Raw genomic sequence first — 23077 nt, 5'->3', positions numbered from 1 at the left:
GTTTTTTAGATTTAGGACACAAAAACGCCTATATTTTAGGTGCTTTATTTAACTTTTTTACCGTTTATATCTATATATTTAATCTAATTTACCAATTAAAAATCAAGTTCAGTACAATTCATTTTCCTGCATTCTCTGTTTTCTAAATAGGTATACCCTATTGTTCTGCTGTAAGTTTTTTTTGGTTGACATGGATACACTCAATTGAGTAATTTTTAACCCATAACACAACTAGAGTAATTACTCAATAATATAATACCATTAGAGCTCATTGACTTAATAAATTGTTACAATAGAATAGCCTTAGTTTAATCCAATGTTAACAATCTGGTAAATATCATGAAAAAACTCGGTTTAGCAACTGCTTTATTATTAGCCATGACCGGTGCTCAAGCATACCAATTCGAAGTACAAGGTCAATCTGAATACATCGATGCATCTGATGCAAATGACAAAGATTTTACTGGCGGTTTACAAGGTACTTTCTACTTTAAAGATGTTGATTCATCTAAAGGTCCTTTAGCTGAAGCTGCTTTTTTAAACCAAGCTTCAAATGTTTCTTTGGCATATAACTATGCTGAATTAGGCACTGACGGTACTGATTTCATCGCACACAACTACGGCGCTAAAGCAGAAGCGTATATTCCTACTAAATTCGTTCCAGCATATGCAAGTGCGTCTTATAGCCACACACATTTGGATGGTAAAAACAGCGAAACGCCTGATGACAATGGTGACCGTTATGCACTTGAAGTGGGTGCTTTAGCTGCTCCGAACTTCTTGGTTGCTGTAGGTTATACTAGCGTTGCTGACCAATTTGCTCTTGATGCGTTCAACGTAATGGGCAATGGTGTTGTTAAAGCTGTTGGTGAAGCTGCTACGATCGGTGAAGATCAAGACGCGGTTACTGCACGTACTAAATACGTAGGTAACATCGACGGTACAAACATGGCGCTCGGCTTAGAAGCTGGTCTTGTTTACGGTGAAGACACCGCTTACCAACTTAAAACTGACCTTTACTTAACTCCTGCGTTAAGTGTTGGCGCTTCTTATGTTGAATCAAGCTTTGCTGGTACTCCAGATTCAGCTTGGGGTGCAAACGTTAACTACTTCATCACTCCAGCAGTTGCTGTAGGCGCAAGCTATGTAAATGCTAACGCTAAAGACAATACTGAGAATCTTGATACTCAAACTGTTGGCGTAAACGCTAAATTCCGCTTCTAATTTCATTTAGAAACTGAATATAGAAAAGGACGCTTTTAAGCGTCCTTTTCTATATTGGGGAGTTCTCACTAAGTTTAAGAAATATAAATGACGTTCGTACTGGTCAATAATATCTTGCAGTAGATCATCTAAAGTCCAATCCATCACATCATAATTCTGCCCACCTTCTCTTAAGAAAACTTCAGCTTGATAAAACTGCTGTTCTTCAAGTCGATCTGCCATAAAACTGGGTGGCTGGGTTTCACGGGCAACCACCTGATAGATGAAGTTAATTTCATTATGGTGATCCACGCGTAACTGCAAGCCATGCTCAATCGGTTGAATGGTCACGTCTAGCTGACGGCGCTGAAATTCCTTTTGTACCGCTGAAAATGCATGTTGTACTTGCTGGCCAATGAACTCTTCGACCTCAAACTGGGTATGCGGATAATGCATAATCAGACCTAGACGCTGTTGCCAACTGCGTGGATTTTGAATCGCACGTGGCGTGATTCGCGCATCTTGCAATGCACGCATTTTGGTGACATCTAAACGTAGTGCTTTCAATAAGCCCCAGCAGACCAGCAACATAATCAAAGTAAAGGGTAAGGCACTCATAATGGTGGCCGATTGTAAGGCTGAAAGTCCGCCTGCCATCAGTAAGATAATCGACAGTAAGGCAATCAAAATGGTCCAAAATAGCCTTTGCCATAAGGGTGAATTTTCTGTTTCTGCGGTTAAGTAATCAATCACCAATGAGCCTGAGTCGGCTGAAGTCACAAAGAATAGTACCACCAGAACGGTCGCAATCAGGCTCGATATTTGAGAGAAAGGTAAATGGGTCAAAAATTCAAACAGTGCGACGGATGAATCTTGTTGTACCGCTGAGATTAAAGAAGTGTGCCCATCTTGAATAATACTGAACAGCGCTGCATTCCCCATGAAGCCCATCCAAATCAGGGTAAAACCTGTTGGAATGAACAACACCCCGACAATGAACTCGCGAATGGTTCGACCTTTAGACACTCGGGCAATAAACATTCCAACAAAAGGAGACCACGAAATCCACCATGCCCAATACATAATGGTCCAACCCCCAATCCAACCATTAGGTTGATAGGCATAGAGGTTGAAGGTCATCGTGAACAGATTAGATACATATTGCCCTGCGTTTTGAATGCTGGTTTGTAAGATATAAATAGAAGAACTGGCAAAAAATACAAATAACAGTAAAACCAGTGCTAGCACCAAGTTCAATTCAGACAGCCGTTTAATGCCTTTGTCCAAACCAAACCCGACTGAGAGCGAAGCTAAAAAAGTGACAAAAATGATTAGCCCGACCTGAATACCAATACTTTGCTGAATGCCAAAAAGATAATTCATTCCCGAATTAATCTGAGTTACCCCAAAACCAAGTGTGGTCGCAACCCCGAAAATGGTGCCTAAGGTTGCAAAGGTATCGACTGCATCTCCCGTTGCACCATAAATTTTTTTGCCCACCAAAGGATATAAAGCAGAGCGAACCTTTAAAGGCAAATTATGTCGGAAAGAGAAATAGGCCAGTGACAAGCCCACAAGTGCATAAATGGCCCATGCATGTAATCCCCAGTGGAAAAAGGTGATTCGCATGGCTTGTTGTGCGGCATCTACGGTTTGCCCATCGCCCGTGGGCGGGTTGACATAATGCATCACTGGTTCAGCGACACCGAAGAACATCAAACCAATCCCCATCCCTGCGGTAAACAGCATGGCGAACCAAGAGCTACTGCTATATTCAGGCAGACTATGATCAGGACCGAGTTTGATTTTCCCCATATCGGAGAGCGCAATAAAGATCAGCAAGATCAGAAATAACGCGACAGATAAAACATAAAACCAGCTAAATGAATCAATAATCCATTGATTTAAATGTTTGGTTAAAGCCTCAAAACCACTTGGGTCAAAAAGAATCAAGGCCAGAAAAAGCACTAGAATCAGGACAGTGCTGAGAAATACATTCCGTTTGATGTTTGCAAACAGCGATGGCTTTATGGAAGGCATAATTCCCCCAGAAAATTATTTTTAGTACAAAGATATAAGCAAAATGGTTAATTAGACGAGTCTAATAAAGAGTGAAGAATGAATAGCTTAAAATTTAACGATTCTGTTCCATCATAATTTATGTTGGAAAATAAGGCAGTGTGAATCCTGTAACAGTTTAATTTTCTTTATGATCATTGGGTCGATGCTGAATATACTGCAAGGCAATCAAGCGTGAGACGACTAAAGCCAAATACATCACCCCACAAAACATCTGTAACATCGCGATCATACGAGCCAGCGGTGTTAATGGCATTAGATCAGACAAACCTGTCGCCGACTGCAAACTAAAGCTTAAAAAAAGTAAATCGAGCCACGATTGTGCGCCCGCCACATTAGGATTTAAAAAGCTATTGGGTTCTAAAATCTGGCAAATGCTATATAAAAAGGCAAAACCCCATGCAATAAGGGTAAACACTGCCCCGGCAGCAAATAGCTCATCTTTGGTCAAATAACGGTCTGCAAACATATAGCGCAGCAAGCCATAGGCCGCAATAAAATAGGTCATCGCCTCAAAGGCATGACTAATCACCAACAGTATTGGATCTCGCGCACCCAGTAAAATCAGTAAGGAAAAGAACAATGCCCCACCAACAAAACTCAAGCCGAGGATGGTAAACACGGGGGTTTGGCGGATGACCTTGGCAATGAGTAACAGGACCAAAACACCTAAGCCCCAAACCAATACACGTAAGGACAGGCTATGGCCGCTCAAAAGCGCCAAAATCAGCATAATAAATTGCAACAGCAGTAACCATGCTGATGGCAGTAAACGGAAGCCTTTCCAAAATTCGACAAATACTTGCATATGCAGCCTGTTATTTTTAAAGCCAAGTTTGATTGGTTCTTGTTCTCGCTTTTTTAACTTAGCATGAATAGCCACTGAAACCGATGCTTTTTATTCGTGTCAGTCGATTCATTTTGCCCAACAATTTGAGTACTGCTTGAGTACTGAATATCACAATCTAGGTCTTTCAGCATTCAAAGCCAACACAGTTAAGAGAATCAACACCATAAAAAAAGCCCCGATGAAGGGGCTTTTTTTAGTTCAGGTTCAGATTAGTGATCTGAAGCACCTGAGATACCAATACCTGTTTGTGAACGTACATACTGCGCATCAAATGCTTTACGTTCTGCTTGTGCACGTGCTGAGTTATCAGTCACAGAGAACAACCAGCAGCAGAAGAACGCCAATGGCATTGCAAAGATTGCTGGACCATTGAATGGGTTCACTGGCGTTTCAGAAATGCCCAATGTATCTACCCAAACGGCTTTAGATAAGATAATTAGTGTTACTGCAGTCGCTAGACCAATCACACCACCAATCACCGCACCACGTGTGGTTAAACCTTTCCAGAACATTGACAGTACAAGCACTGGGAAGTTGGCACATGCTGCTACAGAGAATGCTAAACCGACCATGAAGGCAACGTTTTGTTTCTCGAACAGAATCCCTAAAATCATTGCAAAAATAGCAAGACCTAAAGTCGCGATTTTAGACATACGAAGTTCAGATTCAGGAGTCGTTTGACCTTTCTTGAATACGTTTGCGTACAAGTCATGCGAGATTGCTGAAGCACCTGACAAGGTCAGACCTGCAACAACAGCAAGAATCGTTGCGAACGCTACTGCTGAAATGAAGCCCATGAACAAGTCACCGCCCAATGCATCAGACAAGTGAACCGCTGCCATGTTGTTACCACCAACAAGCTCTAGCTTGCCAGTTACTGCCATTTTCGCGACATCAAGGAACTGTGGATTGTTCGATACATAAAGGATCGCACCAAAACCAATGATGAAGGTTAGAAGGTAGAAGTAACCAATGAAACCTGTTGCAACAACCACTGATTTACGTGCTTCTTTAGCATCTTTAACGGTAAAGAAACGCATTAAGATGTGTGGTAAACCCGCTGTACCGAACATTAAAGCCAAACCTAAAGAAATGGCATCAATTGGGTTCGCTGCAAGTTTACCTGGGCCCATGATATTGCCCGCTTCTGCTAAAGAAATGTCATGTACTTTAGAGAAAACTTGAATTGACTGCGTGAACATTTCAGAGAAGCTGAAGCCCACGCCTTTCATCACCATGAAAGCCATGAATGTCGCGCCAGACAAAAGCATCACAGCTTTAATAATCTGTACCCAAGTTGTTGCCAACATTCCACCGAAGATCACGTAAGCCATCATCAGAAGACCAACAATTACTACAGCAATGTTGTAGTTCAAACCAAATAACAGTTTGATCAGCTGACCTGCACCCACCATCTGAGCGATCAGATAAAATGCAACGACAACCAATGAACTTACTGCTGCAAGCGTACGTACTGGTTTTTCTGCTAAACGGAATGACACTACGTCAGATAAGTTGAACTTACCTAAGTTACGTAGACGTTCAGCCACCAAGAACAATACGATTGGCCAACCGACCATGAAACCCAATGAATACAGCAAGCCGTCGAAGCCTGAACTGAAAACCATTGCGGAAATACCCAAGAATGATGCTGCGGACATATAGTCACCCGCAATCGCTAAACCATTTTGGAAACCTGAGATCCCGCCACCCGCTGTGTAGAAGTCAGCAGTGTTGGTCGTTTGTTTTGCTGCCCATTTGGTGATGAGTAAAGTAAATCCGACAAAGATACCGAACATGATAATGGCATGCCAGTTTGTCGCTTGTTGTTGAGCCTCACCCAAATCTGGGCCTGCAAGTGCGAGGCTTGAAGCCAACAGTGCTGTAGCAGCGACTGCAAGCGCTTTCAATGAATTCCATTTCATTAGTGCTGTCCTTTCTCTTGCGCAATGGCTTCGACTTCACGCATTGCTTCTTCATTTAATGCGTCGAGTTTGTTATTCGAGATATACGAATAAACACCACACAAAACAAAAGACAATACAATAATGCTTAGACCCAATGGCATGCCAATCGTGGTCACCCCACCACTGACTGAAGTCATTAAAAATTCTTTGTTGTAGCCGACCAACAACATGAAACCAACGTATACAACCAACATAATAGTTGTCAGTGTCCAGCTCAGTTTACTTTTACGACTAACCATTTCCTTGAATTTGGGATTTTGTAGAATCTGTTCTACTTGTCTCTCATCCATAACCATACTCCTGTGCGTATCCAACCGTAGATACAATTTTTTAATTCGAATTATTACATTTGCTAAAGTAGCAAGCTTCTGTATTGGTTGTAATTTAGACTTTGGTCTGTAAATTTTAAACAAGCTCAGCAGCCTCTATCCCAGATGCGCTATGATGGCCGAGATGAAGGAAAAACTTTAGGTAAAATGAACAGCTGGCTCATTATCGGGGTATTGGCCCTCTATATCGTCTTACTCTTTATCTGCGCTTTTTTTGGTGAGAAACACGCCAGCCGCCTGAGCACGCGTGGGCGCATGCTATTGTTTAGTTTAACTTTAGGGGTCTACTGTTCATCTTGGACCTTTTATGGCGCAACAGGTGCAGCGGTTCGTGAAGGCATTATCTTTCTGCCGATCTACCTTGGCCCACTACTTTTCGTCGCACTGGGCTATGACATTTGGCGTCGTTTAGGCCGCGTTCGTCAACACCATGCTATTTCATCAATTGCCGATTTCGTCGCTGCACGCTATGGTAAAAGTGGACCTTTGGCCTCAATGGTGACCATCCTCGCCGTCATTGCGATTATCCCTTACCTTGCCCTACAGCTACGTGCCATTGCACTCAGTGCCTCGGTGATTTTAGAACCTACCGCAGGCAGCATCGCCTCGACCACCAACGGTGTGCTATTCCTCACTGGTATTTTGGCCATTTTAGCCATGATTTTCGGGACCAGACAGATTGCCAATACAGAACAACATGGCGGTCTGATGTTGGCGGTTGCCTTCGAGTCTTTTGTCAAACTGTTCGCTTTGCTGTGTGTCGCGCTCTTTTTCGTGTTTGCTGCACCTGAAAACATTTATCAAATCTCCAAAGATGTCGCAGAGACTTTCCATCAAGTACAACTCATTGGTGTACCCGATACATTTTGGATTCAAACCTTGTTGGCTGGACTCGCAATCATTTGCTTACCGCGACAGTTCCACGTCGCTGTGGTCGAATTACGTGATGAAAAACATATTCGTGGGGCACGGCGCTGGTTCGCAGTTTATTTAGTTTTAACTATCATTGCTATTATCCCGATTGCCAGTTGGGCACTGCATGCAACGCCAGGTTACTTAGCGATCCCCGATGTCGCGGTTTTGTCTTTACCCTTAAGTTATGGCCAAGACTGGTTAACCCTATTGGCCTTTTTAGGTGGCTTTTCTGCCTCTACAGGTATGCTGTTGGTGTCTTCAGTGGCCCTGTCGATCATGCTCAGTAATGACTTGATCATGCCTGCCTTATGGCGTACCAATTTACTGTCCCGCCACGATAAGCGCTTACCCTTGGTACTTAAATTTACCCGTCGGGTCTGTATTTTAGCCGTCATGTTATTGGGCTTTTTGTTCTTCCATTTCTTTAATGACATCGACCAACTTTCAGTCTTTGGCTTATTGGCCTTTAGTGCGGTGGCTCAGTTCTCACCTGCCCTCATAGGTGGTCTGTACTGGCGTGGCGGCAGTAAACAAGGCGTCTATGCAGGTTTATTGGCCGGTTTTGGTATGTGGGCCTACACCCTGTTATTACCCACTGTACTTCGCAGTTTGCCTGCTGAATATTCACACTTTACCGAAAGCTTTCTTAATTTCGGTCCAATGGGCATTAACTGGTTACGCCCTGAAGCCCTGCTCGGTTTTGAATCCTTTGCCGCACTTACTCATGGGGTGGTGTGGGCACTGGGTCTGAATATTATTTTATACATTTGGATTTCCCGAATTTTCCGCCCCAGCGTGGCCGAACAAATTCAAGCAGAAAGCTTTTTCTATTATGAAACCAAGCCACTGCCAACACAGAGCACGTCTACAGACATCAACTACATTCATCACGATGTTGCACGTTTAAAAGTCGGTGATTTAATCACCTTAGCCAAACGGATTACAGGCGATGGCGCAACCATGCGCGCTTTCCAACAGTTCTGTGCCCAAAACAATGTGGTGCTGAATGAAAATAGCAATGCCAACGGCATGTGGTGGCGTTTTACCGAACAATATTTAGCAGGGACCATTGGCGCTGCATCGGCGCGTACCCTGCTCACCACCGCAATGGTCAACAATGGCCTCGCTTTGGGGCAAGTAGCAAACATTCTAGACCAAGCCTCACAGTGGCAACGTTTTAATCAAAACCTGATCATGACCATGATTGACCACATGACCCAAGGGGTGAGTGTGGTCGATGAAAATATGTGTTTGGTGGCATGGAATAACCAATATTTAAAACTGTTTGATTATCCAAAAGATATTGTCTATGTCGGTTGTCCGATTTCTGATTTGATTCGGTATAACGCAGAGCGCGGCGAATGTGGCCCGGGTTCGGTCGAAGAACATGTACGGAAACGGATGCACTGGATGCAAGTCGGTAGCGCACATGAATTTGAACGGATTCGTAAAGATGGTCGTGTCATTCAAATGCGTGGTAACCCAATTGAAGGTGGTGGCTTTGTCACCACCTTTGCCGACATTACCGCCTTCCGTGAAAATGAAGCCATGCTGGAGGCACGTGTCCAAGACCGAACTCAACAGTTAGCAGATGCATTATCTGAGCAACAACTGGCACGTGAACAAGCCGACAAAGCCAATATGTCGAAAAGCCGCTTTATTGCCGCGGCCAGTCATGACTTATTGCAACCAATGCATGCCGCGCGTCTGTTCAGTACAGCTTTAGAACAAAGCGTACAAAGTGAAGAAGACCGTAAAACCTTACAACAACTTGATCGTGCCTTACACGGTGCAGAAAGTATGTTGTCTGCCCTACTGGATATTGCCCGTCTTGAAGGTGGCACCATTCAACCCAACCGTCAGGCTTATCCGCTGCATGATTTACTCAGTGACCTCGAATTGCAGTTTAAATCCATTGCAGCACAGCGCGGTATTCGTTTCAGCGTACATGATGCTCAGTTCTGGATAGATACCGACCCACAATGGATTCGCCGTATTATTCAAAACTTTGTCAGTAATGCCCTACGCTATACCGCCAAAGGCAAAGTGGTGGTGGGTGTACTCCGCTCCACGGACAAACCACGCCATATTCGAATTGGAGTGTGGGATACAGGACCCGGGATTGCAGAAGAACAACGGATTAAACTATTCCAAGAGTTTGAGCGCTGTGGTCATACCTCACCATGGGGTGAGCAAGGGCTTGGCTTGGGCTTGGCCATCGTACAGCGGATGACCAGCCTGCTCGACTACCCAGTGCATGTCTATTCAGAGTATGGCAAAGGGTCATGCTTTATGATTGAAGTACCAATCATTGCCCCACCAAAAGTCGTAGCAGCGCCTGTACAAGCGGTACCACTCAAAACCAAAGCCTATAAGATTTTGTGCTTGGACAATGACGAAACCATTTTAGAAGGGATGTCGACTTTACTCACCAAATGGGGCTATCAAGTGTTTAAGGCAACCGAGCCTGAGCAAGCTTTTGAGATGATTCAACAAGAAAACATTCAGGTCTGGTTGGTCGATCAGCACTTAAATCATGACAAAATTGGTTTGGACTTTATTTTGGCCAATCGTCAAGAAAATGTCCCGGTCGCTTTGATTACCGCAGACTCAGATCCTGAACTGCCACAACGGGTCAAAGATATGAATATCGTGCTGTTGAAAAAGCCTTTAAAACCTGCTTCTTTGCGGGCATGGTTATCGGGTTTAAAAATTTCAAATCCTGAATAAATTCACTACATTTACTCACAAAACCCAAGTCATCTGACTTGGGTTTTGTCCTGTTTAGGCCCTGTATATACGGCAAACTGACTAAAGTTTTAAGGATTTCGACCAAAGTGCTCATTTTCAGCACGTTGAAGCCCAATAATATTGACTAAAAATCACACATCCATTTTTACTATGGCAAAATACACCACTTACATTAGTGAACACTTGTATACTTAGTTACAATTTTTCAAGTATTTGTTTTATTTAAACTAAATATGTATAAAAACACAAACTACGACTTTAGTCGTATTCATCTCCACAGGGGATTGGCAGATAACTAGGACTAAGAAAAGATCAGTTTTTCTACCTATATACCCCTTCCTTCGCTGAAGAAACTGATCATCCTTCTCTTGGAGTTTTATGATGAACATTTCTAAAGCAATGCCACATGGCTCAGATCAGTCACAACAATTTTTGCGCCAGTATAGTGCCAATGCCTTTTTACCCAGTATTGACTGGGTCGAACTCTTTAAACAAAGTAGGCTCAACGAGACTCATGTTCAGGCCTTAGATACGTTGTATCACACCGCTATTCCCCTCGCATTACAAGTGTTTGAACAACTCGACTTTAATGTGTTTCGCCCCGCGGCTTACCAACCGCAAGGTTTAGGTCTCTTTGAAAAACTTCAACAACAAGAAGACCCGTTCTTGCTGGCATTGGAAGCCGAATCCAGCGGACTCAGTGAAGATGTACGCCATCAAATTTGGAGCATGCTCCTTCGCGGCGGTGCAGTTTTGGTGTTTAAAGCATGGCTCGGTAAAGTCAAAACCGATCAGGATCAACTCGACACCACCCAGTTTGACCATTTGTCGGATCTGCTCTTTATTAAAACACCACCGCAAGTCTTGGCGAATCGCTTAAGTATTGATGCGCAAGGAACACAAGACCATATTTTCCTCATGTATGACAACGAAATCTACTTAGACCGTTTCAATAGCTTGGAAACGGCGGCTTTATTTGTCGATCTTGGCGTGTATGATGCGGCCTTTTTAAGTCTGCGTGATGACCGTGTTGCCGCTTATTTGAAACAACAGGGCTATGTCTCTGAAGAGCAAATTGATGACTTACAATGTGCTTTAAATCCTTTATTTTGTACCGATGTCACCAGCAAACAAAACTGCTTGGCTTAAACTCATAACCGAAAAAAGCGCTGATGATTCAGCGCTTTTTTTAATTCAATAGATCAGCTTACATTCGTTTTTCTTCAATATTTAAAGCATTGATCGAGAGGACCGCTTGAGTTCGGTTTTGTACCCCGAGCTTACGGAAAATCGCAGTCACGTGCGCTTTAATCGTCGCTTCTGAAACATCGAGTTCATAGGCAATCTGCTTATTCAGCAAACCTTCTGCCACCATCATCAAAACACGGAACTGCTGTGGTGTTAAGGACTGAATTCGCTCAGCCAGTGCAGTTTCATCGGCAGCACGTGGGTCAAAGTTCATGTTAGCGGGTAAATTTGGCGGCAACCAAATTTCACCATCTAAGACTTCGCGAATTGCTTCGCCAATATGACTTGGATGTGCCGACTTTGGAATATAACCCATCGCACCATGCGCAATTGAACGCTGAATGATCGACGTCTCTTCATGCGCTGAAACCACGATAATCGGTAATGATGGATACTGGGCACGAACGTGTACCAATGCAGAAAAACCTGAAGCACCTGGTAAGTTTAAGTCCAATAGCACCAAATCAGGTTCAGGACCTTTTTCAAGGCGTTCATAAAACTCGTTTACTGCAGCTGTTTCATGAATTTGAGCTTGCGGTAAGCTATAACGAACAGCTTGGATTAACGCATGGCGAAACAGCGGATGGTCATCAACGATTAATATATTCATAAGCAACGAGAGATTTCGAGTGCACTAGTCTTGACTATTCTAACCATACAAGTGCCGATAAGGATATGCAAAGTCTAACTTTTTTTCACTTTATCACGCTTTAGGTAGGAAAATAGCCTCAATTCCAAGTCGATATTGAAATATAAATAACTAATCACATTTTGATATAAAATTTATCAGCACATCGAAAAAGGTTATTTAATTTAAATATATATAAAAAATACAACCATTTAATAAAAATTTTAGCAGCCTTTTTCAAGCTCAACAGATATATCTGAAAATCAGATAACTTAACGCTATTTCTTTATTTTACAGCCTTCGTTCAGATATTAGATAAATAAGTCCATTCCGAGATACAACACTTTAGGGCTTTCCTTATGTCTACTTTACTGCAAAAACCACTCAATATTGTCGCTGTGTCAGGCGGTTTAAATACCCCGTCTAAAACTGAGGCGCTAGTACAAGAAATATTAAATGAACTGGGGGAAGCAACACCAATCCATGTACATTTCATTAAATTCAGCGAAATTGGACATCTACTCGGTGGCGCGATTTACCGCAATCAACTGCCACAACGTGTGCAAGATGACTTAACTGCGGTCGAAGCTGCCGATGCTTTGATTGTTGGAACGCCAGTTTACCGTGCTTCATTTACTGGTTTATTCAAACACTTTTTCGACTTTGTTGAGCAAACGGCGCTGGTCGATGTACCAGTACTGCTTGCAGCCTCAGGCGGCAGTGAACGTCATGCATTGGTACTGGAACACCAACTACGCCCACTATTCAGTTTCTTCCAAGCACAAACTTTACCTATTGGGGTCTATGCCACAGACAAAGACTTTACCCCAGCGTATACCATCCACAGTGAATTATTACGAGATCGCATTACTCTTGCCGTAGCTCGTGCTTTACCTATTTTAGAATGGGCACCTGCCAAAGGTCAGCGTGCAGAAGTGGTGAAAGAAAAAACCCAACTCGCGAATCAGAACTTGGGCATCAACACGCAAATCGAACAAGATGATGTGCTGCCTTCAGCCGCAGTTCCGAATTTAGATGCAGCCGAGTCTCGCTTGCATCAGAAAAAAGCCAAACCACAGGTCGCTTAACGCAAAAAGCATTGAGAGGGTTTTCACATGTCACAACAGAATAAAAATATTACGTTTGCTTATTGGGTTCCCAATGTCAGCGGTGGCTTAGTGGTAAGTAATATTGAGCAGCGCACAGACTGGAGTTATGACTATAACGTCCGTTTAGCGCAGGCTGCGGAAAAAAATGGCTTTGACTATGCTCTAACTCAGATTCGTTTTACTGCGGGTTATAACGCAGAAAACCAACATGAGTCGGTCAGTTTTAGTCACGGTATCTTAGCCAAAACCAGCAAACTCAAAGTCATAGCCGCCATTTTACCTGGCCCGTGGAAACCCGTGCTTGCCGCAAAACAGCTTGCAACCATCGACCACTTAACCCAAGGACGTATTGCAATTAATGTGGTTAGTGGTTGGTTTCGCGGCGAATTTGATGCCATTGGTGAAGCATGGCCTGAACATGACCAACGCTATGCTCGCTCGGAAGAGTTTATTCGTGCATTAAAAGGCGTTTGGACCCAAGACAACTATAGTTTCGATGGAAAGTACTATCAGTTCAAAGACTACACCTTGTCACCCAAACCTGTGCAAAAGCCGCATATTGAAATTTTCCAAGGCGGCAGCTCTCGTGCTGCACGGGATATGGCTGCACGAGTTTCAGACTGGTATTTTACCAATGGCAATACACCGGATGAACTCAAAAAACAGATTGATGATATTCGTGCAAAAGCCCAACAGAATGGCCATCAGGTCAAAATTGGGGTGAATGCTTTCATTATTGCGCGAGATACCGAGGAAGAAGCGAAAACGGTTCTGCAAGAAATTATTGATAAAGCCAATATTCAAGCGGTACATGCCTTTGGCGATGCCACCCGTGAAGCGGGTGCTGCCACACTGGAAGGTGAAGGCAACTGGGCCAAATCGACCTTTGAAGATTTAGTTCAATACAATGATGGCTTTAAAACCAATTTGATTGGTACACCACGCCAAATTGCGGAAAGTATTGTGGAATTAAAAGCCGTTGGGGTGGATTTAATCCTTTCAGGTTTTTTACATTTTATCGAAGAGGTTGAATACTTCGGTGCCAAAGTGTTGCCATTGGTTCGTGAGTTGGAAGCTCAACAGCAATCCGTTGAGACTGCCAAATCTGCTTAGCTCGGTAAGCAGCAGACACGAACTAAAAAATAATAATCATAAGTGACTCTATTCTTCCCTCAAGGCTCGGCTTGAGGGTTTTTTTATTGGTGTATAATCCTCACAAAGTAAAAAATAACCACTTTATATGAACAACAGCCAACCCTCTAAATTCATTAATCTCTCTTTGGCCTTTTTATGGGGCTATCAAGGTCTAATTCCTAAAATCTTCTTTATCAATCCCGATGAGATTACCATTTGGCAAACTTTTGGACTTTCCTATGCGCAGGCCCAACTGGCAGGTCAGGGCTCAGGTGTGCTTGAGTGTGTTTTTGCTTTATTGTTCCTATTTAGCTCCAGTAAATATCTGCATTACCTCAGTATCTTTAGCTTAGTGTTTTTATTCACACTGGTCGCTTTTCTAATACCAGACAGTCTCATTCGTGCTTTTAATCCTGTGGTCATGAACCTTGCAATGATCAGTCTATCCATTTGTTATTGCATGCTTCGCAATCAGGAAACGGCTTCCTTTAGTGCACAAAGTAAAGGATCCATATGAATTCAAAATCAGGTTGCATCGTCATTACAGGCAGTTCTAAAGGTATCGGCTTGGGTTTAGCTCAAGCCTTCTTGGAACAACAACAAGCTGTCGTGATTTCTGGGCGAAACAGCACAGATTTGCACAGCGCCCTGCAACAGCTACGGCATCGCTTTCCCGCTGCGCTGATTCATGCTGTCACTTGTGATGTCACGCAAATCCATGAAGTACAAACGCTTTGGGATGAAGCCATTCAACAATTTGGTGCTGTTCAGATTTGGATTAATAATGCAGGCAGTTGTACAGCGACACTAGACTTTAAAGATCTCACAGCAGCAGACATACAAACTGTAGTTCAAACCAATATTCTAGGCAGTATGTTCGGCTCACAAGTGGCCTTAAATGGCATGCTAGCAAAAGGCTATGGTCAAATTTTCAATATGGAAGGTTGGGGTACTCGAGGCGAATGGAGTGCAGGCATGACCGCCTATGCCACCACCAAACGTGCCGTAGGTTACTTTAGTCAAGCCCTGTTTAAAGAAACCAAACAGACCCACATTCAAGTCGGAACGCTCAGTCCCGGAATGGTAGCAACCGACCTACTGATGTCCTCATGGCAAAATGGCCATGTTCAGCACTGGAACAAAATGAAACGGCTTTTTTTGTTTATTATCGATCCTCCCGAAGTGGTCTGTCGCTATTTGGCTCAACGCATTTTAGAGAATAAGCGTCGCCATAGTCGCATCGTATGGATGACGCCATTACGTCTGTTGCTCCGATTTTTGCGGCCCTATTATTGGCGGCGGAATCCCATCAAAGATACAGCTTTAGCGCATCTCATTTCAAAATAATGCCACATCAAGTGATAGATCATTTACATTAAACATAAACCCCGAATTAGGAAGACTTTTGATGTACACAGGTATCGTACAAGGCTTAGAAAAAATTCTAGATGTCCGTCAAGGCGACGGTTTTAGCACCCTTGTGATTTCAAATACACACAACTTTTTTCACGATGTCTTCATCGGTGCAAGTGTAGCCATTAACGGCACCTGCTTAACTGCAACGCACATCGATCTGACCGCCAATCAAGTCCATTTTGATGTCTCAGATTTGACTCGACGCCTGACCACTTTAGGCACTTTACAGACAGGGGATGAGGTAAATATCGAACGTTCAGCCAAAATTGGAATGGAAAATGGGGGGCATAACTTGTATGGACATATCGAAGGAACGGCTACAGTAAAGCAACTGAGCCGTCACGGCGAGACTCTGCATGTGGATCTTCAGATTCCAGAAGGCAATATCAAATACTTTTTCTTAAAAGGCTTTATTGGTCTAAATGGTTGTAGCCTCACCGTCAACCGTGTTGATCGTAACAGCCATGAAATTTCAGTTGATTTGATTCCTGAAACCTTGCGTCTAACCACGTGGGCATCGGTACAAGTCGGTGATGCGGTCAATTATGAAATTGATCAGATGACACGGACGATGGTGGATACCTTAGAAAGCATCCATCAGCGTTAGAACTATTTAATTTCTAAACGTCTCGTACTTACAAATTTGTATACAGCAACCCGACGTATTCCATCAATATGTCAAAATAAAAATACCGTCTGCTTAAGACGGTATTTTTTAGGTTGATTTTATCCGTTTGGATATACTTCTTTAATCAACACTTCGACCACTTGCGGTTCAGCCAGCGTCGATGTATCGCCCAAACTATCTAACTCGTTCGCCGCAATTTTTCTTAAAATACGGCGCATAATTTTACCTGAACGTGTTTTCGGTAAAGATGGTGCCCAATGTAAGGCATCTGGTGTCGCCACAGGACCGAGTACCTTTCTTACCCACTGAATCAGCTCTGCACGGAGTTCTTCCGTTTGCGCTGTGCCCGCTTGTAAAGTAACAAAAGAACAAATTCCCTGCCCTTTGATTTCATGTGGCATTCCTACTACTGCAGCCTCAGCAACCGCCTCATGTGCCACCAAAGCACTTTCCACTTCAGCCGTGCCTAAGCGGTGCCCTGACACATTCAGTACATCATCCACCCGACCTGTGATCCAGTAATAACCATCTTTATCACGGCGTGCACCATCCCCCGTGAAATATGTTCCCGGATAAGTTGCAAAATACGCTTCGATAAACCGCTCAGGATCCCCCCAAATGGTTCGCATTTGTCCCGGCCATGAATCCTTAATCACCAGATTGCCTTCAGCCTCTCCTTCCAACTCATTGCCTTCAGCATCGACCAAAGCGGGTTGAATCCCAAATAAAGGACGCGTTGCAGATCCGGGTTTAAGTGGTGTCGCACCCGGAAGTGGAGAAATCAAAATCCCGCCTGTTTCGGTTTGCCACCAAGTATCCACCACTGGGCAACGGCTTTCTCCCACCACCGTGTAGTACCAATTCCATGCTTCAGGGTTGATCGGCTCTCCGACGGAACCAATTAAACGCAAACTGCTACGATCACTCTCACGGACAAAGGCATCCCCTTCACGCATCATGGCGCGGATCGCTGTCGGGGCAGTGTATAAAATCGTCACATTGTGTTTGTCGACAATATGTCCTGTACGTGCCCAACTTGGATACTGTGGAATCCCCTCAAACATCACTGTTGTGGTCCCATTCGACAAGGGGCCATACAGCACATAAGAATGTCCCGTAATCCAGCCTACATCGGCGGTACACCAAAACACATCATCTTGTTTTAAGTCAAACACTTCACGGAAGGTACTATTCACATAAGTTAAATAGCCCCCTGTGGTATGCAGCACCCCTTTGGGCTTACCGGTTGAACCTGAGGTATATAAAATAAATAGGGGATCTTCTGCATTCATCGCTTCAGGTGGACAAATCTCGTTGACGGTCATGATTTCCATGTGATACCACAAATCACGCCCTTCTTTCAGCGTGATTGGATTGCCTGTACGGTGCACCACAATCACGTTCTGTACTGAGTCTGTCCCGGGTAGATTCAATGCTGCGTCTACATTTTCTTTCAGCGGAATCGGTTTCCCCCCGCGCATTCCAGAGTCTGCGGTAATCACAATTTTAGCTTGGCTGTCATCAATTCGGCTCGCCAATGAGTCAGGCGAAAAGCCACCAAACACCACACAATGCACGGCACCGATTCGGGCACAGGCCAACATCGAAATGGCCGCTTCTGAAATCATTGGCATATACAGCACCACACGATCACCCTTCACCACGCCATGCTTTTTCAAAACATTGGCAAAACGACACACTTCGTCATACAGTTCAGCAAAGGAAATGATTTTATGGCGCGACGGATGGTCACCTTCCCAAATAATGGCAGGTTTATACGGATGCTCTTTTAAATGTCGATCAAGACAGTTGGCGCTTAAGTTCAGTTGACCATCTGCAAACCATTCAATTTTAAAATTGTCTTTATCATAACTGGTGTTTTTAACTTGGCTAAAAGGCTTGATCCAATCTAGCTTCAACGCTTGTTCAGCCCAATACTCGTCAGGTTGTTCTATCGATTTTTGATAGCGTTCAAAATATTCTTGTTCATTGGTGCGCGCAGTTTTTTCAAATTCTGCAGGTACAGGATAGACTTCTTTCATATCATACTTCCTTATATTCTGACTCTCATCTCGAGAGTTCATGCCACAGTTATTGGTTTATTATTGGACTGCATAACCACAGTATGACGATTGTTTTTTAAACAGATCAACACGGCTTTGGTCGTATATTATTTCTACAATTTAAAACACATTTTATAGTGATCTTTCAATGAGATCCTGTGTTTAATCCGTAACATGAACAACGTCGAACTCCGTAAAGTCGCTCCAGCTAGGCTTTTTAAGTATATTGTTACACTTCAGGCTGTGCTATTTCATACATAGGAGCATTGCTCAGCACCTTGATTCAAAAAATCAAGCATTTAAAAAACAGACAGATAGATTTTTATCCGTTAATCAATCACTCAGAATGCGATAATTTCATACGCTTTTCTCTATTAAATACACACAATTTTCAGGCAAAATATGCCAAATTTTCAGCGATTGGAGCACCAGTGTCAGAACAAACCCATACCTTGAGCGAGGTTGCTCAAGGTACGTCAGAGATGCTACATGACGCGACAGCGAAAACCACCCAAAGTGTAATTGCACATACGGCAAAATATAATGATGCCTATTCCACCATCGACAAATTTGTCGATAGTTTTTGGGAGCGTATGCCTTATTTTTGTATTGCGCTGATTACCTTCATCATTTTTTATTTTCTCTCCAAACTGTTTAAACTTTTTGTTCGTAAAGCACTGTCTGATCGATCTTATACCAAGCAAAACCTTGTCCTTGTCCTGAACCGTGTCGGGAGTTCGGCCATCGTCTTTATTGGCTTCCTGATTGCCATGGTGATTGCGATTCCAGGTTTCACACCCGGACAACTGATGAGTGCTTTGGGGATTGGCTCGGTTGCGATTGGTTTTGCATTTAAAGACATCTTCCAAAACCTACTTTCAGGAATCCTGATTTTGCTGGGTGAACCATTTAAGATTGGCGATGACATTATTGTCTCGGGTATGGAAGGCAACGTTGAAGATATTCAAATTCGTGCCACTTACTTACGTGCGCCAGATGGTCGCCGTATCGTGATTCCCAATGCGACTGTGTATACCAGTGCGGTCACAGTTAATACCGCCTATCCACGTCGTCGCTGTGAATTCTTGGTTGGTATTGGTTATGAAGATGACATCAAAAAAGCCAAAGATATTATTTTAGGCATTTTAGACCGAGATACGACCATTTTAAGTCAGCCGGGTTTTAGTGTGAACGTCGCTGCACTTGCAGATTTTTCGGTGAATCTCAAAGTCCAATGGTGGGTCAACACCACAGAAACTACGGTATCTGGCTCGATCAGTTCGGTACAAGAATATGTGGTTCAGGCCTTTGCTGAACAAGGAATTTCTATTCCATACCCAGTCCAAGAGGTTCGCGTCGCAAAAAATGAAAGCTACCCGACAGAAGCCTCAGCCGCTAAATAAGCGTCCTAAAACATAAGGGATCACGGTTTCAGTACGAATAATACGGCTGCCTAAGCTCATCGCTTGGCAGCCGTTTTTTACAAGCAGATCAATTTCATAGGGAATAAATCCGCCTTCCGGCCCGATCACAATCGTACAGGAATGTTGAATCGCAAAAGGCATTTTGGCATCGCTATAGGGATGTGCCACATAGGCAGGACAATTAGCTGAAATCAGGCTAGGTAAAATGTCTTCCACAAAAGGCTTAAAGCGTTTATAAATTTCAACTTTCGGTGCAATCGTATCGCCTGCCTGCTCTAACCCCAAAGTCACATATTGATCCAACTGTTGTAAAAATGGGGTTTGCCAATAACTTTTATCGACCCGATAGCTGTGCAGCAAAATGATTTTTTCAACCCCTAAAGTCACCGCGTCCATGACCAAACGACGCAGAACTTTAGGGCGTGGCATCGCGACAATTAAAGTCACGGGCAGTTTGGCTGGTACAGGTTCTTCATATAAGGGTTTTAAGCGCACAGCTGTTTCAGAAACATCAACCACTTGCGTAAGATGACGCTTTCCGTTTTGTATCCCGACTTTTAACGTATCACCGGCTTTCAGCTCTAAATGACGATGTAAATGTTCAAGCTGACGCTTAGCACTAATAGACCAAACTTCAGATTCAGTTTGGCGCGGATCTAAGAGAACGATATTCATAATAAATAGAAAAAATCCAAACAGTGAAGGCCTCATCAGCACATGTCATCGGCTTTGTTGCATAAATATGTAAGCATCTGATTTAAATAGATTTAATTTTGGATCAAAAAATAATCAAAACTTTTAAAATCATATAGTTATGAAATCTTTGTGCAACAAAGCCCAGTATTTGTAGTAATGACAGACTCAGTCAAATTTTATAAATAAGCATCAATCACTTGAATATGTTTGGCTAGAGAGCCCGTATTCAATTGCATAATCTTTTGTGCCGCTTGATTCAGTGTATTGGCCTGCTCAGTATCCTCTAACAGTGTCATCAACACCGCAGCAGCTGGTTCAGCATCCTCAACAACTTTCACTGCATCGGCCTGTACAAATTCATCGACAATGGTTTGGAAATTAAAATAGTTTTTGCCCAAAACCGTCGGCACATTTAACGCAATCGGCTCTAAAATATTATGCCCGCCACCCGGTTCATTCAGCGAGCCGCCGACATAACACGCCTGACTCAAGGCGTACCATAACCACATCTCTCCCATACTATCGGCTAAATACACCTGTGTGTCGAGTTGAATCACTTCGGCCAAACTACGACGCTGCATATTGAGTTGCAGTTTTTGTACCTGCACAGCCACTTCATCAAAACGCTCTGGATGACGCGGGATAACAATACATAACAGTTCAGGATGTTCTGCAAAATAAGGTTTCAGTGCAGTCAATAATTGCTGTTCTTCTGGTGCATGGGTACTGGCAAGGGTAATAATTTTGCGATGTGCCAATTGCCATGTCTGTTGCAACTGCACGGCTTGCTCTACAAAATCTTCTGGGGCACGAATATCAAATTTAATATTACCCACCACTCTTGTACGCTCGCTAGGCATCCCCAATGCAATAAAACGCTGCTGTGTGGCAAGGTCTTGCGCCAAAAGTTGCTGTAAATTTTGCAGCATGCCACGTGTCAATCCTTTAACTTTGGCATAGCCTTTGGCGGATTTTTCCGAAAGCCGTGCATTAATTAACAAACACGGGACTTGAAAATGCTGCGCCTGATCAATCAAATTTGGCCACAATTCTGTTTCAACCAAAGCCAACAGCTTAGGCTGATACAATGAAAAAAACTGACGAACTAAAGGCTTTTGATCTGCAGGTAAATATACTGCTTGGAACAGGTCTAAATAAGGTGCTTTTAAAAATAGGGATTTGGCCCGTGCCTGTCCCGTTTTGGTGGTATTGGTCACCAAGACTGGATGACCGGCTTTTAAATAATGTTCGATGAGAGGCTGCGCTGCATTGGTTTCACCCACCGACACCACATGGAACCAAATCGCTTGGCGATTTTTAACCGGTTGAAAGGGCCCGAAACGTTCGAGACATTCTTGTTGAAATTGTTCTGTACTCTCTGCACGTTTTTTTATTTTAGACTTATAAAGCGGTTTGATCAGCGCAAGTGCTGCGTTATACCAAAAAGGAGTAGCCAAATACGTGCTCCAAAAATCAATGCAAAAATAAAACAGCGCAACTCATTTTATCCCATGAATTACGCTGTTATCTTGTCGCGAATTGAACGGAAAAGCAATTTAAACCGCAGCAGTTTCCATTTCAGCTAAAGTCGGATAGTCCACATAGCCTTCAGCGACACCCGTTCCAATCATATTTTCCAGTTTCAGTTCATTCAGTGGTGCATCTTGCATTAAACGCTCATACAAGTCTGGATTGGCAATATACGCCCTACCAAAAGCCACTGCATCAGCCTTGCCTGATGCCAACAGCTCAATCGCATCTTCACGACTTAGTTGCATATTCGCAATATAAGGCACTCCACCTGAACGCTCTTTCATATATTCAGAAATACTGTCTTCAGCCAGATATTCACGGGTAAAGAAGAAGGCAATCTTGCGCTTACCCAGCTGCTCCATGGCATAGCCAAATGTTTCACGTGGATCATTGTCGCCCATGTCATGGTCATCACAACGCGGCGCTAAATGCACACCTACACGATCTGCGCCCCATACTTCAATCAGTGCATCAGTTGCTTCTAGCAGGAACCGTGTACGATTTTCCACTGAACCGCCGTATTCATCTTCACGCTGATTGGTTTTGCTTTGCAAGAACTGGTCAATCAGATAACCATTGGCAGCATGTAATTCCACACCATCAAAACCGGCTTCTTTAGCACGAATCGCGGCTTGCTTATATTGCTCGGTAATCGCGTGAATTTCAGAAACCTCCAAAGGACGTGGCAATACATAAGGACGTTTTGGACGTAGTAAGCTGACATGACCCGCCTGTTGTACTGCACTTGCAGAGACTGGTGTTTCACCATTTAACAGATCCGGATGCGATACACGACCAACATGCCAAAGCTGGGCAATAATCAGACCGCCCTTCTCATGAACCGCTTGAGTGACCTTTTTCCAGCCTTCAACCTGAGCATCGGTAAACAATCCTGGAGTATTCAAATAGCCATTGGCTTCTTCAGAAATCACTGTAGCTTCAGAAATGATCAGGCCAGCACTTGCACGTTGCGCATAGTAATCAACCATCATTGGGGTTGGAACGCGATCAGCAGTTGCGCGGTTACGGGTCAGCGGCGCCATGATGACACGGTTTTTAAGCTCTAACGCACCGAGCGTTAAAGGAGAATTTAATTCAGCCATC

Annotated in this window: 18 protein-coding genes; 9 read left to right on the top strand and 9 right to left on the bottom strand. The window is 43.5% G+C overall.

Features of this window, described 5'->3' with window-relative positions:
• Positions 1-339 precede the first annotated feature (339 nt).
• On the top strand, positions 340-1224 hold the full coding sequence (gene omp33-36, locus ACFN7Z_RS00830; RefSeq protein ID WP_058870480.1) for a porin Omp33-36: 885 nt from the start codon (positions 340-342) through the stop codon (positions 1222-1224).
• Between the two features lie 6 nt (positions 1225-1230).
• Here omp33-36 and ACFN7Z_RS00825 read toward each other — a convergent pair whose 3' ends face one another.
• From ACFN7Z_RS00825 to ACFN7Z_RS00810, 4 genes are all read right to left on the bottom strand, one after another.
• On the bottom strand, positions 1231-3243 hold the full coding sequence (locus ACFN7Z_RS00825; RefSeq protein WP_263507086.1) for a choline BCCT transporter BetT: 2013 nt from the start codon (positions 3241-3243) through the stop codon (positions 1231-1233).
• Positions 3244-3400: 157 nt separating this feature from the next.
• The gene (locus ACFN7Z_RS00820) at positions 3401-4090 is read right to left on the bottom strand and encodes an ion channel (RefSeq protein WP_058952490.1); all 690 of its coding nucleotides are present in this window, start codon (positions 4088-4090) and stop codon (positions 3401-3403) included.
• 251 nt (positions 4091-4341) lie between these two features.
• The gene (locus tag ACFN7Z_RS00815) at positions 4342-6057 is read right to left on the bottom strand and encodes a cation acetate symporter (RefSeq protein ID WP_058951556.1); all 1716 of its coding nucleotides are present in this window, start codon (positions 6055-6057) and stop codon (positions 4342-4344) included.
• A complete protein-coding gene (locus ACFN7Z_RS00810) occupies positions 6057-6389 on the bottom strand; it encodes a DUF485 domain-containing protein (protein ID WP_004691685.1) in 333 nt (110 codons plus the stop codon). The genes ACFN7Z_RS00815 and ACFN7Z_RS00810 overlap by 1 nt, the downstream gene beginning before the upstream one ends.
• Before the next feature lie 186 nt (positions 6390-6575).
• Between ACFN7Z_RS00810 and ACFN7Z_RS00805 the strand changes: the two genes are divergently transcribed.
• Together ACFN7Z_RS00805 and ACFN7Z_RS00800 are read left to right on the top strand one after the other, a co-directional pair.
• Positions 6576-10073: a PAS domain-containing hybrid sensor histidine kinase/response regulator gene (locus ACFN7Z_RS00805; protein WP_058952489.1), complete on the top strand. Its 3498-nt coding sequence runs from the start codon at positions 6576-6578 to the stop codon at positions 10071-10073.
• A 402-nt stretch (positions 10074-10475) separates the two neighbouring features.
• A complete protein-coding gene (locus ACFN7Z_RS00800) occupies positions 10476-11243 on the top strand; it encodes a hypothetical protein (protein ID WP_058951555.1) in 768 nt (255 codons plus the stop codon).
• A 58-nt stretch (positions 11244-11301) separates the two neighbouring features.
• Here the strand turns inward: ACFN7Z_RS00800 and ACFN7Z_RS00795 are convergent, their stop codons facing one another.
• Positions 11302-11952 (bottom strand): response regulator transcription factor, encoded by a 651-nt coding sequence (locus tag ACFN7Z_RS00795; protein WP_058951554.1) that lies wholly within the window; start codon positions 11950-11952, stop codon positions 11302-11304.
• A gap of 377 nt (positions 11953-12329) precedes the next feature.
• On the opposite strand from ACFN7Z_RS00795, the gene msuE reads away from it, so the two are divergent.
• The 5 genes from msuE (at position 12330) to ACFN7Z_RS00770 (ending at position 16236) form a co-directional block, all read left to right on the top strand.
• Complete coding sequence (gene msuE / locus ACFN7Z_RS00790; protein WP_058951553.1) at positions 12330-13058, top strand: FMN reductase; 729 nt, start codon at positions 12330-12332, stop codon at positions 13056-13058.
• 27 nt (positions 13059-13085) lie between these two features.
• Positions 13086-14192, top strand: coding sequence for a dimethylsulfone monooxygenase SfnG (gene sfnG, locus ACFN7Z_RS00785; RefSeq protein ID WP_058951552.1), 1107 nt, complete (start codon positions 13086-13088; stop codon positions 14190-14192).
• A gap of 127 nt (positions 14193-14319) precedes the next feature.
• Positions 14320-14730, top strand: coding sequence for a DoxX-like family protein (locus ACFN7Z_RS00780; RefSeq protein WP_058951551.1), 411 nt, complete (start codon positions 14320-14322; stop codon positions 14728-14730).
• Positions 14727-15560, top strand: coding sequence for an SDR family oxidoreductase (locus ACFN7Z_RS00775; RefSeq protein WP_058951550.1), 834 nt, complete (start codon positions 14727-14729; stop codon positions 15558-15560). Before ACFN7Z_RS00780 ends, ACFN7Z_RS00775 begins: the two co-directional genes overlap by 4 nt.
• Positions 15561-15621: 61 nt before the next feature.
• A complete protein-coding gene (locus ACFN7Z_RS00770; protein ID WP_058951549.1) occupies positions 15622-16236 on the top strand; it encodes a riboflavin synthase in 615 nt (204 codons plus the stop codon).
• Between the two features lie 119 nt (positions 16237-16355).
• Here ACFN7Z_RS00770 and acs read toward each other — a convergent pair whose 3' ends face one another.
• Positions 16356-18299, bottom strand: coding sequence for an acetate--CoA ligase (acs, locus tag ACFN7Z_RS00765; RefSeq protein ID WP_058951548.1), 1944 nt, complete (start codon positions 18297-18299; stop codon positions 16356-16358).
• A 452-nt stretch (positions 18300-18751) separates the two neighbouring features.
• Between acs and ACFN7Z_RS00760 the strand changes: the two genes are divergently transcribed.
• Complete coding sequence (locus ACFN7Z_RS00760) at positions 18752-19723, top strand: mechanosensitive ion channel family protein (RefSeq protein WP_058952488.1); 972 nt, start codon at positions 18752-18754, stop codon at positions 19721-19723.
• Here the strand turns inward: ACFN7Z_RS00760 and ACFN7Z_RS00755 are convergent.
• The 3 genes from ACFN7Z_RS00755 to ACFN7Z_RS00745 form a co-directional block, all read right to left on the bottom strand.
• Positions 19709-20419: a 16S rRNA (uracil(1498)-N(3))-methyltransferase gene (locus ACFN7Z_RS00755; RefSeq protein WP_058951547.1), complete on the bottom strand. Its 711-nt coding sequence runs from the start codon at positions 20417-20419 to the stop codon at positions 19709-19711. The genes ACFN7Z_RS00760 and ACFN7Z_RS00755 overlap by 15 nt on opposite strands.
• A gap of 197 nt (positions 20420-20616) precedes the next feature.
• Positions 20617-21897 (bottom strand): 3-deoxy-D-manno-octulosonic acid transferase, encoded by a 1281-nt coding sequence (locus tag ACFN7Z_RS00750; protein ID WP_058951546.1) that lies wholly within the window; start codon positions 21895-21897, stop codon positions 20617-20619.
• Between the two features lie 99 nt (positions 21898-21996).
• Positions 21997-23076 (bottom strand): alkene reductase, encoded by a 1080-nt coding sequence (locus tag ACFN7Z_RS00745; RefSeq protein WP_205667463.1) that lies wholly within the window; start codon positions 23074-23076, stop codon positions 21997-21999.
• Between the last annotated feature and the right edge of the window lies 1 nt (position 23077).

This window comes from Acinetobacter sp. P1332 (assembly GCF_044057475.1).
GTDB classification, from domain to species: Bacteria; Pseudomonadota; Gammaproteobacteria; order Pseudomonadales; family Moraxellaceae; genus Acinetobacter; species Acinetobacter johnsonii.
The sequence above is the reverse complement of the archived record's forward strand: the minus strand, read 5'-3'. Positions and strand labels throughout refer to the sequence as shown.